We start from the raw sequence: 12771 nt of genomic DNA, 5'->3' as shown, positions 1-12771 counted from the left end.
CTGGCCGGCATGCGCGGCCCGCGTGAGGCAGGCCCGCGTGACTGGCGCCGCCGATGCGCAGAGTAATGGGAGACTTTCATGGCGACACCCGACCAGAAGGCGGCGGAAAAGGCCCGTAAGCGCCGCCCCTCGCGTGGCGCCAGCCATCCGGCAGTGGTGATCGGTAGCGCCATTTTCACCATTCTTCTGTTCGTTGCCGTGGGCGGCGGCATCCTCGCCTGGTACGGCGAGGGGCAGTACACCGCGCCCGGCCCGCTCGCCCAGCAGAAGACCGTGGTGATCCCACGCGGTTCGGGAACCCGCGACATCGCCGAACTGATGGAGCGGGAAGGCATCATCAGGAATTGGGCGCTGTTCGTCGCCAGCCAGCAGATCGCCCGGCGCGGAGAGCAGCTTCAGGCGGGCGAGTATGACTTTCCGCCTCGGGTTTCCCTGGCCAAGGTTCTCGACACGATCATCGAAGGCCATGTCGTCCCACACCAGATCACCATCCCCGAGGGCCTGACGACCCAGCAGATCATCGACCGCATCAATGCAAACGACCTTCTCACGGGTACCGCCCGCATGCCGCAGGAAGGCACGCTGATGCCGGAGACATATCGCGTCGTTCGCGGCATGAAGCGCGATGAGTTGATTGCCCGCATGAGCGCCGACCAGCAGAAGGTGGTGCGCGACCTCTGGGCCAAGCGCGACCCCACTCTGCCGTTGAAATCCCCGCAGGAAATGGTGGTTCTCGCCTCCATCGTCGAGGAGGAAACCGGCAAAGGCGACGAGCGCGCCAGGGTCGCGGCGGTGTTCATCAACCGGCTGAACCGGAAGATGAAACTCCAATCCGACCCGACCATCATCTACGGCATTGCCGGCGGAAAAGGCTCTCTCGGCCGGCCCATCACCCGCGCCGACATTTCGGCCGCAACGCCCTACAACACCTACACCATCGACGGCCTGCCGCCGGGGCCCATCTGCAACCCCGGCAAGGACGCGCTGGCGGCAGTCGCCAACCCAGCGAAGACCAAGGACCTGTTTTTCGTCGCCGACGGAACGGGGGGCCACGCTTTCGCCGAGACCCTGGACCAGCACAACAAGAATGTCGCCAAGTGGCGCGAGATCGAAGCCAGCCAGAAAGCCGGCGCCACCCCGACGGGCGCCGCCGGCGCCGGCGCCGCTGCGCCCGCCGCACCGGCGACGGCGAATTGAGGACCGGGATATGTCTCTCGCCAGCATGACGGGCTTCGCCCGCGCCCAAGGCATCACCGGCCAATGGCGCTGGAGCTGGGAATTGCGGTCCGTGAACGCCAAGGGACTGGATCTGCGATTCCGCGTTCCCGGCGGCTTTGATGCGCTGGATGCCGCCGTTCGCACGGCGGCCGGGAAGCCTTTGTCGCGGGGATCGGTCTCCGGCACCTTTACCGTAGCGCGCGAGGGCGAAGGGGTTTCGGTCACCATCAACCAGCCGGCTCTAGAAGCCCTGATTACGGCCTCACGCGAGGTGGGCGCGCGCTTCGGCCTTGCAGCGCCGAGCCTCGATGCTCTCCTGGGCGTGAAGGGCGTGCTCGACATTAAGGAAGCGGAGCAGACCGAGGCGGATGTCATCGCCATCACGCGCGATGCCGCCGCGGGCTTCCAGACGGCGCTTCTGGCGCTCTGCGACATGCGCCTCAGCGAAGGCGCCGCCCTGCGCACCGTGCTCATGGAACGCCTGTCGGCCATGTCTGGGCTCATCGCCGCCGCCGAAGCCCTGCCGGAGCGCCGGTTGGAAAATATCAAGGCGCGCCTACAGGATCAGGTTCGCGCCCTGCTCGATGCCGCCTCTCCGCTTGACCCGGACCGGCTGCATCAGGAGGCGGCCCTGCTCGCCGCCAAGGCGGATGTGCGGGAGGAACTCGACCGCCTCACCGCCCATGTGGCGGCTGCATACGACCTGCTCGAGAAGGGCGGGCCGGTGGGCCGCAAGCTGGACTTCCTCGCCCAGGAGTTCAACCGCGAGGCCAATACGCTCTGCTCGAAATCCAATGCGGTCGCGCTGACTCAGATCGGGCTTGACCTGAAGCTTCTGGTGGATCAGTTCCGCGAGCAGATTCAGAACATCGAGTGAGCCGGCGCCCCATGGTGACTTCCGCCCCTTCCCACTTCTCCTTGCCGGGCTGGAAACCGGGCTCCAAATCCGGCCTCGCCCGCCGGGGGATGATGCTGGTCCTGTCCTCGCCTTCGGGTGCGGGAAAGACCACGCTCTCACGCAAGCTGCTGGAATTGGACGACCGCATCACCATGTCGGTGTCGGTCACCACCCGCCCACCGCGTCCGAGTGAAGTGGAGGGGAAGGACTATTTCTTCGTCGATCCGGCGACCTTTGGCCGGCTGCGCGATGAAGGCGAATTGCTGGAGCACGCGACGGTCTTTGGAAACCTCTACGGTACGCCACGCAAAGCGGTGGAGGCGGCGCTTTCCGCGGGGCGCGACGTGCTGTTCGACATCGACTGGCAAGGCACGCAGCAGCTTGACCAGAGTGCGCAGCAGGACCTCGTGAAGGTCTTTCTTCTGCCGCCGTCCGCCGCAGACCTCGAAAAGCGGCTAAGCACCCGCGCCCAGGATTCCGAACAGGTGGTGCGCCAGCGCATGTCCAAGGCGTCGGACGAGATCAGCCACTTCACGGAATACGACTACATCCTGATCAATCAGGACATCGAGGACAGCCTCCTGAAGCTCACCGCGATCCTGAACGCCGAACGCCTGAAGCGCCGGCGCCTGACCGGTCTGGCAAGCTTCGTACAGGGCTTGCGCGACGCACTCTGAGCGCGCTGTTACGGCGCCGTCTGGCCGCAGCCTTCGGGGATTTCGGTGAGGATCTGTGCGCTGAGATCGATCAGCGGACATGCGCCATCACGCGCCGTCGGGCAGGCTAGGAACGGGATAAGCACGGAATGCGCAGCCGCCGGGTTCAGCGTGCGCATGCCTTCAAGGTCTAAGAACCAGACCCTGGCCTTTACCAAGGCGGTGCCCGTCCCATCGCGCCAGAGTTCGAGAGACAGGGCGGTGGCGGGCGCGGTCGCATCCGGCTGGCCGGGCAAGGCCCAGTCCAGCCCGAACACCCCGGCCATGTTGGACAGGTTGGTGTCATGCCCGGCAAGCGCCAGCACCTTCACGCTCGCGTCGACCTCCGGCGCCTCCACGCGAGGCTCCCCTGCCAGGGTCGCCAGCAGCAGGCGCGTCATCCCCGCACCTTGGCGATAGGCGACATATGGCAGGCTGCGCGTCAACATGGCGGAGCGACGGCGGGCGGCCAGGAGAGGCTCAAGCTGAGCGGGATCCGCAGCTTCGCCCCAGCCCACCTGCGCCACCGGCAAGTCCTGGGCATATTGGAGCAGGAATATCTCGGAGACCGACGCCGCCACGGCAAGCGGCCCGGTGAGCCGGATGCCACTCTTGTCAATCACAGCGGACGAGGCGTCACCCGCAAGGCTCCGTGCGCCCACCGGGCGGAGGATTTTATCGACGCTTTGGATTGCCGCGAGAGCGGAAGGGTCCGCCAGACTTGGCCCCTGGGGCGAGGCGATGGCGTTGTCCAGGCTCTTGCGCGCGGCAGCTTCATCGAGATTGCAGGCCGGTCCTGGAAAATGGAACACTGGGTCCCGCAGCTTTCGCGTCGCGGCCGCCATGCCTGGAACGAGATTGCAGCCGGGAGCGAGGCTCTCGGCAAGCACGCGTCCGCTTTCGCGGGTCCGCGGGTCTTCGCCGTCTGCCCAGACCACCAGCCCATCTCCGGGGCAATCGCCGGCCGGCAGCAGACCCGCCATGACGAAATCCTCGCGCATCGCTCGCGCGACCAGACCCACGACCTCCGCACCGTGCGGCGTCAACATGCCCCGTCCGACCGGCCAGGACGGCCACGCCCTGTCGGTCCATCCCGCAAGGGTCGCGGCGGATTGGGTGGGTGCGCGCACCCCATGGCGCTGCACCAGAACCACCCGCTCAAGTTTCAGATCAGCCGCCCATGCAGCGTCTGCGCCGCCGAGCGCCAAGAGACCCAGAAGCAGCGCGGACAGGCGAAACCGCACGCTAGACACGCGGCGTTCCGGCTTTCAATGCCGCGAAGACATTGGCGAGGTTGACGAAGCCCGCCACGTCGATCTCCTCGGCGCGCTGGGTCTCTGTCACGCCCGCCTGTTCCAGCAGGGCGAAGGTATCGACCCCGAGCGATTTAAGACTCTGGCGCAGCATCTTGCGGCGCTGGCCGAACGCGGCTTCGGTCACCCGCTCCAGGTTGCTAAGTGCGCAGGGCAGCGGCTCAGCGCGGGGCACCAGGTGCACCACCGAGGACGTCACCTTGGGCGCAGGCACGAAGGCGGAGGGTGCCACGTCGAAAAGGATTTTGGCGCTGGTGCGCCAACCGGCCAGAACGGCGAGCCGTCCATAGGCCTTTGAGCCGGGAGCGGCGACGATGCGCTCGGCCACCTCGCGCTGGAACATCAGCGTCAAGGAGGAATACCAGGGCGGCCAGGGATCGGCCGACAGCCAGCCGACGAGAAGCACCGTCGCGATATTATAGGGGAGGTTTGCCACCACGCGGGCAGGGCCTTCGCCCAGCAGCGGCCGCACGTCCACCTTCAGCGCATCGCCCTCGACCACTTCAAGTCGGCCGGGATAGGCCGCTGCCACCTCGGCGAGAGCGGCGATGCAGCGCCGATCGCGCTCCACCGCCACCACCTTCTCCGCGCCCAGCGCCAGCATCGCGCGGGTGAGGCCACCAGGGCCGGGGCCGACCTCCAATATGCGCGCGCCTTCGAGCGGGCCGGAGCCCCGGGCAATGCGGGCGGTGAGGTTGAGGTCCAGCAGGAAGTTCTGGCCAAGCGACTTTTGCGCCGACAATTCATGTCGGCGGATCACGTCGCGCAGCGGCGGAAGCTCGTCTATGGCGCTCATCCGGCAGCTCGGGCGGACATATGCGCACGATCGCCAGCCGCCAGCCGGGCCGCAAGCTTGATCGCCGCGATCAGGCTGGACGGGTCGGCCCGCCCGGTGCCAGCGATATCGAACGCCGTGCCATGGTCGGGCGAGGTGCGCACGAAGGGAAGGCCCAGCGTGGTGTTCACCCCGTCGTGGAACGCCAGGGTCTTGGCGGGGATTAGAACCTGATCGTGATACATGCCGATCGCAACGTCGTAGCCGGCACGCGCTGCGGGATGGAACATGGTGTCCGCTGGCAACGGACCGCGCGCGTCGATGCCCTCGCTCCTCAGGGCCTCCACCGCGGGGCGCACCACGTCCTCGTCCTCACGGCCGATCGTGCCGTCCTCCCCGGCGTGCGGGTTGAGGCCGGCGAAAGCCAGGCGGGGCGCGGCGATGCCGAAGCGCACCTGCAAATCGTGCGCGACGATGCGTGCGGTCTCCACCAGTAGCGCGACAGTGAGCAGCGCGGGAACATCCTTCACCGGCACATGGATGGTCGCAGGCACCACCGCCAGTTCGGGGGACCAGATCATCATGACCGGTCGCGGCGCTGGCCCATCGGCTGGGGCGCAGCGGGCCGCGAGATATTCGGTGTGGCCGGGGAAGGGAAAGCCCGCCGCGTACATGACCGACTTCGCCAGTGGCGCGGTCACGAGCGCCCGCGCGGCCCCCGCGCGCACCAGATCCACGGCCCGGTCAAGGCTTTCGACGACGGCGGGCGCGCTGGTGTGGTCGGGGCGACCCGGCGCCGCCGTTGCGCGCGAGCCGGCCGGATGCACCGGGAGTGCGCGATGAAAAACGGCGCCAGCCTCGTGTAGCCGGCAGACCTCGACAGCAACATCCAGCCCCAGCGAGCGGGCGCGGCGCTGCAGGAGATCCGGATCGCCGATCACGCAGAAGGAGGGCAGGCCGAGGGCGGCGCGATCCCGCCAGGCCATCAATGTGATCTCAGGGCCAATCCCGGCCGGTTCGCCGAGGGTCAGCGCCAGCGGCGCTTCCATTAGCGGTAGACGATCAGCGCGGACTTGCGCAGGTCCGCCAGCAGCTTCTTGGATTCCACCTGGAACTGGTTGGACGCAAGTTGATCCTTGATCTCGCGCTTCTTGGAGCTTTCGCCCTTCACAGTGGTCTTGCTGCAGACCGCGAAAATCTCCACCCCCGACTGGGTGACCTCCGGCGGCGTCAGCCGGCCCACTTCGGTCTTGTCGAGAACCTGCCGCAAGGCGGCGGGCATGTCGGACGACAGGCGCAGAACCGGCGAGCGCACAACCACCTCGCGCAGGCCCTTGGCGGTTTCAAGCCCGGCGTCGCAACCGCTGAACTTCGCCTTGAACGCATTCGCCTCGGCAAGCCGGCCGGCATAATTCTGCGCGCCGCGCGGCACCACGAAGATGATCGGGTATAGCTTGTATTCGGTGGATACTAGATTCGTGTCGCCATCGCGGTTCAGCGCGGCGAGCACATCGCTGTCGCGCACGTTGATGGTCGGCGCCTTGGCGCGCACATATTGCTGCCAGACATTGTCGGCGCGCAGCTTGTTCTTGAAGGTGCGGACATCCATGCCCTGCTGGCTCAGGCCGGCGGTCAGCTGGTCCGCGGTGCGCCCGCTGCGCTCCGCGACGCCGCTATAGATCTTGGCCAGTTCGTCATCGTCCACCGTGATGCCGATCCTGGCCGCGGTCTGGACCTTGATGCGCTCGTCGATCAGTTCCTCCAGCGTGTCCTTGGCGCCGGGGCTCTTGTTCTCGATCATCGTATGCAGCTTCTGGCGCTGCGCCACATCGTAGGATGTGATCGGCACGCCGTTGACCATCACCAGGATCTGCTGGGCCTGTGCCGCGCCTCCCAGGGCGCCAAGAAGCGCGATCGCAAGCCCAAGGATCGGCAGAAGTCGAGCACTGGTCAGCATGGCGTCATCCGGCGTGGCACTGTGTGGGCAACGACATTCCTTGGGCGAAGACGCTATCGGAACGGCGCGGGATCGGGAGCTTATAACGGAAGCGTATCTTGCCGGCTCCTGTGGCGGCAATACGGCCAACACTACGCCAGCACAATCCCTAGGCACGAATTCAGTTCGTGCCTGTAATGCCTGAACTGGAGCCGAGCGACGTGGAGACCTTGCTCTGACCCAGCGTACGTAGGCCGATGGTCAGCATCACGGCATTGTTCGGGGAGGTGTTGTAGGGCCCATCCAGCGCGTAGCTCGAGATATAGCTGAGCGCGAGGGTGAAGCAGTCGTCGGCATAGGTCACGCCGAATGTCGCGAGGTCGAAGCCCGACTGGGCGATGTTGTAGCGCACGCCGCCGGCGACGGTCCACACGTCGGTGAGCTTATAGGAGGCTGTGGTGTAGATGCCCTGGCGCTCTTCGTAATAGCCCAGCAGGGGCTGCGGCGAATAGAGGCCGTAAATCGTCGAGACCGACACCCGGTCCAAGACCGCGCGACCCTCAAGCTCGAACCGCTGCATCGAGAAATTGGCTTCGTCGAAGCGGAAGCGGGAGACGAATTCGAGATTGTTGGTGGGCGAATAGCTGAACCGCGCCACATAATCCGAGACATTGGTCTCAAGGCCGGATTCAAGGCCGGTATTGGCCATATCGCCCTGCGCGAACGAATTGATGCCGAACAGGTGGTAGGACTGACCGATCAACGCAGTGATGAGCCCGGCATTGTTCAGCGCGGCGGTATAGGTGATGCCGACATTCAGGCGCCCTCCGCCCTCGACCCGATCCCAGCCGGAATATTTGTTCACGTCGAAGATGTTGTTGTCGTCGAACACGAGGCTCTGCGCGTCCTCGTTCGGCAGCTTGCCGATGCCGGTCTCGTTGGGGCGGATCACCAACTGAGCGCGCGGCTCGATGGTCTGGGTGCCCCAGCGTTCCACAGAAATGAACGGGTAGCGATAATCCAGGCCGATGGTCGGCATGGCGCGGATCAGATCCTCTTCGCCCGACTGGAGCGGGTTCTGGCCGGGCAGGATGGCGCCGTTGCTATAGCTGGTCGGAAGCGCGGAGATGTCGGCATGAGCCACGTCCACACGCGCGCTCACGAACGGGGTCCAGACCTGACCGATCTGATCGGTCAGGGACTTCTTCCAATAAAGCTCGGCGCTCAAGCGCTGGTATTCACCCGGCGCGCCGCGCAGCAGGCATTGCTGGGGGTTCGGATTGGTAATGGCGCACGCGCCGGGCGAGATCGCCAGCCCGCCAATCGGGAAGGAATTGGCGGCGGAGGTGCCGATGAAATCGGCCTCGCTGCGTGACACGGAGTTGAAGTTCACCTTCACGCCCGCTTCGCCGCCCCAGATGGGGTTCCCGAACACGTAATTGTAGTTGAACGTGCCCACCACCGGGATCTGGTCCTGGTTGTCGGTCACGGAGAGGCCGAGGAAATAAAGCCCCCGCGCGTCGAAGAAGCTGCGGTCGCCCTGGCCGGTGACATAGACCTGCGAGATCACCTCGGTGGGCACGGCCGTCACGAGGCCCAGCCCGTCGACATAATTGCCGAGGTGGTAGTCGTTGATGAAGGTGCGGTCGGAGGCGAGCGTGCCGTCCCAGCCCCACTTCCACTGGTCGGTGATGGCGAATTCGCCCTTGCTCTGCACCACACCGCGATTGTCGCGGTAGCCGGGAAGGCCGGCGAACGCATCCTTATCCTGCTGCATGATGCCGGCGGCGCGGATGTCGTAGGAGCCGTTGATCAGCCGCTGGCGCCACTCGCCCTGCATCAGCAGGCCCTGCTGCGTGTAGTAGACCGGCGTCAGGGTCATGTCGCGGTCGGGCGCGATGTTCCAGAAGAACGGGATGCCGGTGCCGAACCCGAGCTGGCTGGAGCTGGCGAACACCGGCGTCAGGAAGCCGGTCTTGCGCTTCACTGAGGGGTCAGGGCTGGAGAAGTAGGGGAAATAGGCGATCGGCAGGCCGAAGAACTCCAAGGTGGCGTCCTTGTAGTAGATCATCTGCTCGTCTTGATTGTGGATGATCCGCTGCGCCTTGATCTGCCAGAGCACCGGCTTCTCTGGGTTGTCCTTACAGGGTTCGCAGGCGGTGTAGACGCCGTTCTGGAACACCGTGACGTTGCCGACGGTGCGGTCCGCGCGTACGGCGGCGAAATGGGCCTTGTCGGTGGTGTCGACCCGCAGGGACTGGATGAAGCCTTCCTTGAAGTCGTCCGAAAGCTGGAGGTTGTCCGCCGTGACGACCGTGCCGTCCTTCTGCTTCAGCCGGACATTGCCCTGCGCGATGACGAGGCTCTTGTTGCGGTCGAATATGACGCGCTGCGCCTCGAGGCTGGCGCCGTCGTAATAGAGCTGGACGTTGCCCACCGCGCCGACGGTGTTCTTCTCGTAGTCGTAGACCAGCTCATTGGCGGTCACGAGCATCTTCTTGTTCGGATCGGGCTTGCCCGCGGAACCCGACAGGTTCGCGATGCCGCCGATCGCCGGCTGCGCATGGGCCGGAACCAGGGCCACGAGGCAGGTCAAAAGCGCCAGGATGCCGGCCAAAGCACCGCTAATCCCGGCCCGGCGCATCGCGCGCCGCCAGGTCACAGCCGTCTGGCCTTCCGCGGGAGAAAACCCGACGGTCATCCGTCCTCCCGGTGCAACAGGACCAAAACCCCCAGAAAAATCCCCACTACCGCTGGAAACCATGCAGCAGCAATAGGATGGACCACCCCAGCTTCACCCAGATCCTCGGCAAGCTTGGTTCCAAGATAAAGCAGAAAGCCAGCCACGACGCCACCGAGAATCGTCTGGCCCACCCCCCCGAACCGGAACACCCGGAGCCCCACCACTGCGGCGATAAACACCATCGCCACCAGGAGAAACGGTCGCGCCAAAAGGCTCTGAAGCTGAAGCCGGTATCGCGCTGCACCAAAGCCGGCGTGCTCGGCACTCTGAATAGCCTCAGGAAGTTGCCAAAAGGACACGGTTTCGGCCGAGAGAAGGCTGTCCTGGATCTGCGCGGGATTGAGGTTGGTGGCGATGTTGAAGGTCTCGAATTTCTGCTGGTCGAAGCCCGGAATCAGCACTCGAACGTCGTTCAAGACCCAGTAACCATATTCAAGGGTCGCGGAGCGCGCCTCGACCCTTTCCGCAACGTGACCCTGCCTGTCGAACTCGAAAACCGTGACGTTCAGAAGCTCGCGCCCACCCTGCTGGGTGGCGGCGGCCTGGATGATCGACTGGCCATCGATGCTCTGCTGGCGGATCCAGAACGCGCCTTTCCCTGGGCTGAGCAATCCGCCCGAGGGCGAGGTGGCAAAGATCTCGCTCTCCATCCGATTCGCGCGTTCCTTAAAGTCCGCCGAGACCGGATTGAACACGCAGGTCGCGAACACCCCGATCAGGAACGCAACGGCCATCGCCGGGAACGTGAACTGCCAGGCGGAGAGGCCGACCGCCCGGGCCACCACCAGTTCCAGCCGGCGGGACAGCATCACGAAGGTTGCTATGCCGCCGAAAAGGACGGCGAAGGGCAGAAGCTGCTCGGTGAAAGCGGGCGCCCGATAGAGCGTGAGCAGCGCCACCATTCCCGTGGACACGGCATCCCGGTCCGCCGTCCGCCGGCTCATCTCGAGGAAATCCACGAGCATGATCAGCGAGACGCAGGAGAAAAAAATCATCACCACGGCCGAGAAGAAGCGGCGGGCGAAATAGAAGCCGAGGATGCGACCGATCATGCGTCAGTTCGCCGTCAGCCGTGACACGCTTTGGGAAATCCTGTCGGCGATCCGCACCAGAAACTGGGGCGGGGCCAGCTTGATCCACCCCTGCAAGGCAAGGCCGCAGATCACGATGCTCGCCAGCGGAAGCAGGTAGGCGAACGGCACCGCAGCTTCCGAGGTCCGCAACTGGCCGCCGACGACGAACGAAGAGATCTGCAATCCCACCATAACGGGGATGATCGCCGCGAGAGCTAGGTTCCGGCTCTGCCGCGTGGTGCGGGGCCGCGCCAAAGCCGCCGCTGCCACCGCAAAGAAGGCGAACGGGTAAAGCCCGGACGACAGGCGCTTGTGCACCTCTTCCCGGAAACGGCCAGCCTGATTGGTGAGCAGGTAGAGATCATCAGACGGCGGGTGCAGCACATAGTCAAACGACCGCTCGCTGGGACGAATGGCGGAGCCCTGCGCACCCGGTGTCAGGCCGTCCAGAGCGAACGCATACCTCTGGAACGCCACCACCGAGCCGATGCTGGTCGACCCAGGTGTGCGCCGATGCACGGAACCGTCTTCAAGCACCAGGAACATTCCGTTTGGGGTCTCAACGATCTGCCCACGCTCGGCGATATAGGTGGATATTTCCTTGTCACGCGCATCGTCGATGAAAATGCCGCGCATGACGCCGTTGTTGGCCCGCTCGCGCACATGAAACACAAGGCCGGGCGACAGGTTCACGAACCGGCCCGGCTGGGCGACGAACGACACCACGTCCGCCCTCACCCGCGAGACCTGATCGCGAAAGCCGCGAAGGCTGGCGGGAACGAGATCGATGGAGAGCGCGGCGCAGAGCAGCGACACCAGGATCGACAAGATGATCATCGAACGCAGGACCCGCCAATGGCTCATGCCGGCGGCCGCCATCACGACGATCTCGGAATCGCCGTTAAGCTTCAACAGGGTGTAGGCGGTGGCGATGAACAGCGCCGCAGGAGCGATCACCAGGATCAGCGTCGGCACGGTGAGGCTCGTGATGGCGAGGAAGGCCAGGATGGTCTGACCCTGGCTGGTGACCAGATCCAGCTGACGCAGCGCCTGGGTGGCCCAAATCATGGCCGTCAGAACGACGGTGACCCCAATGAAGGCTGTCGCGGCGGTGAAGAAGATATACCGGTCGAGACGGGACATGCACTCGCTTCCGATGTGCGCTCGCCGCCCCGGGCGCTTCCTTGGAACCGGTCTTGGATACCCGTTCCGGCCCGGCCGTGCAAACGGCGCGTCAGCGTGCTTCCAGGACAGCGGTGCAGGCGGCGGGGAGATCGGCCAGTGTCATGGGCGGCTTGGGCTTGGACGGTTCCTTCGAGGGCTTCGGGTGAAGCACGTCGTCGGTGAACCACCACGCGAGATCCGCGCCACAGCCGTCGCCGGAGGGAGGCGGCTCCTGGGGCCGGCAATCCGGACTGTCAGGCTGGCAATAGAGGCGGACATGCATGTGCGCGTCATGGCCCCAGTAGGGCCGCACCTTCGCAAGCCATCCCCGGTCATCACCGGACGCGCGGCAGAGCGCCTTCTTGATCGCGGCGTTGACGAAGATGCGCTCCACCTGCGGATCGGACGCGGCCGCACGGATCACAGCCACCTGATCGCGGGTGAACACCGCCGGGTCCACGTCCAGCCGGTCCGGCCGCACCATCATGACGGCGGACATGGTCTCACGGTCCGGACGGGAGATTTCTGCGCCGGGGCTCGGGGTGAGCCAGATGTCGGCGTCAAGCCCAACCTGATGGGAGGCATGGCCGGTCCGCATCGGACCGCCGCGCGGCTGCGACATGTCGCCCACCAGAATTCCGGTCCAGCCCGACACCTTGGGCACCTGGGCTGCGAATCGCTGGAGATAGGCGACCAGCGCCGGATGTCCCCAGTTGCGATTGCGGGACAGGCGCATGGCCTGCCAGAGCGGCCCGCGCGTGCCCGGCCCGCTCACCGGCAGCGCGACAGCACCGGCAATGCAACCCTTGGAATAGAAACCGACCGAGCGCACCGCGAGCGGCGCCGGCTCTCGGGCGGCGCCGAACAACTCCTTGGCGGGCGCGGTCGCGTTCTGCGCCGATGCCGTTCCGGCGAGAACCAGGCCAGCCAGTGCGGCGAGCAGAACCGCGCGCATG

At 65.5% G+C, this 12771-nt stretch carries 11 protein-coding genes; 3 read left to right on the top strand and 8 right to left on the bottom strand.

Annotation, left to right across the window (positions count from 1 at the left end):
- The first annotated feature begins 78 nt into the window (after window positions 1-78).
- From mltG to gmk, 3 genes are read left to right on the top strand one after another with little or no spacing between them, the layout of a single operon-like run.
- Window positions 79-1197, top strand: a complete 1119-nt coding sequence (mltG, locus tag ADADO0_RS06670) for an endolytic transglycosylase MltG (protein WP_511304332.1) — start codon at window positions 79-81, stop codon at window positions 1195-1197.
- Window positions 1198-1207: 10 nt separating this feature from the next.
- Window positions 1208-2095 (top strand): YicC/YloC family endoribonuclease, encoded by an 888-nt coding sequence (locus ADADO0_RS06665; protein WP_511304331.1) that lies wholly within the window; start codon window positions 1208-1210, stop codon window positions 2093-2095.
- Between the two features lie 11 nt (window positions 2096-2106).
- Complete coding sequence (gene gmk, locus ADADO0_RS06660; RefSeq protein WP_511304329.1) at window positions 2107-2793, top strand: guanylate kinase; 687 nt, start codon at window positions 2107-2109, stop codon at window positions 2791-2793.
- Window positions 2794-2801: 8 nt separating this feature from the next.
- On the opposite strand, the gene ADADO0_RS06655 is transcribed toward gmk, so the two are convergent.
- The 8 genes from ADADO0_RS06655 to mepA all read right to left on the bottom strand — a co-directional run bounded on the left by ADADO0_RS06655 (window position 2802) and on the right by mepA (window position 12770).
- Window positions 2802-4064 carry a histidine-type phosphatase gene (locus ADADO0_RS06655; RefSeq protein WP_511304328.1) on the bottom strand — a complete coding sequence of 421 codons (1263 nt, stop codon included), beginning with the start codon at window positions 4062-4064 and terminating at the stop codon, window positions 2802-2804.
- Window positions 4057-4920, bottom strand: a complete 864-nt coding sequence (rsmA, locus tag ADADO0_RS06650) for a 16S rRNA (adenine(1518)-N(6)/adenine(1519)-N(6))-dimethyltransferase RsmA (RefSeq protein ID WP_511304327.1) — start codon at window positions 4918-4920, stop codon at window positions 4057-4059. The genes ADADO0_RS06655 and rsmA overlap by 8 nt, the downstream gene beginning before the upstream one ends.
- Window positions 4917-5948, bottom strand: a complete 1032-nt coding sequence (gene pdxA / locus ADADO0_RS06645; RefSeq protein WP_511304326.1) for a 4-hydroxythreonine-4-phosphate dehydrogenase PdxA — start codon at window positions 5946-5948, stop codon at window positions 4917-4919. Before pdxA ends, rsmA begins: the two co-directional genes overlap by 4 nt.
- On the bottom strand, window positions 5948-6856 hold the full coding sequence (locus ADADO0_RS06640; protein WP_511304325.1) for a peptidylprolyl isomerase: 909 nt from the start codon (window positions 6854-6856) through the stop codon (window positions 5948-5950). Before ADADO0_RS06640 ends, pdxA begins: the two co-directional genes overlap by 1 nt.
- Window positions 6857-7016: 160 nt before the next feature.
- Window positions 7017-9536: an LPS-assembly protein LptD gene (locus tag ADADO0_RS06635; protein WP_511304324.1), complete on the bottom strand. Its 2520-nt coding sequence runs from the start codon at window positions 9534-9536 to the stop codon at window positions 7017-7019.
- Window positions 9533-10630, bottom strand: a complete 1098-nt coding sequence (gene lptG, locus ADADO0_RS06630; RefSeq protein WP_511304323.1) for an LPS export ABC transporter permease LptG — start codon at window positions 10628-10630, stop codon at window positions 9533-9535. Before lptG ends, ADADO0_RS06635 begins: the two co-directional genes overlap by 4 nt.
- Before the next feature lie 3 nt (window positions 10631-10633).
- Entirely contained in the window at window positions 10634-11794 is a 1161-nt protein-coding gene (locus tag ADADO0_RS06625) for an LptF/LptG family permease (protein ID WP_511304322.1), read from the bottom strand.
- A 91-nt stretch (window positions 11795-11885) separates the two neighbouring features.
- Window positions 11886-12770: a penicillin-insensitive murein endopeptidase gene (mepA, locus tag ADADO0_RS06620; protein WP_511304321.1), complete on the bottom strand. Its 885-nt coding sequence runs from the start codon at window positions 12768-12770 to the stop codon at window positions 11886-11888.
- Between the last annotated feature and the right edge of the window lies 1 nt (window position 12771).

Source organism: Aquabacter sp. (assembly GCF_965279295.1).
GTDB lineage: Bacteria > Pseudomonadota > Alphaproteobacteria > Rhizobiales > Xanthobacteraceae > Aquabacter.
This window is presented reverse-complemented; position numbering and strand designations above follow the sequence as displayed.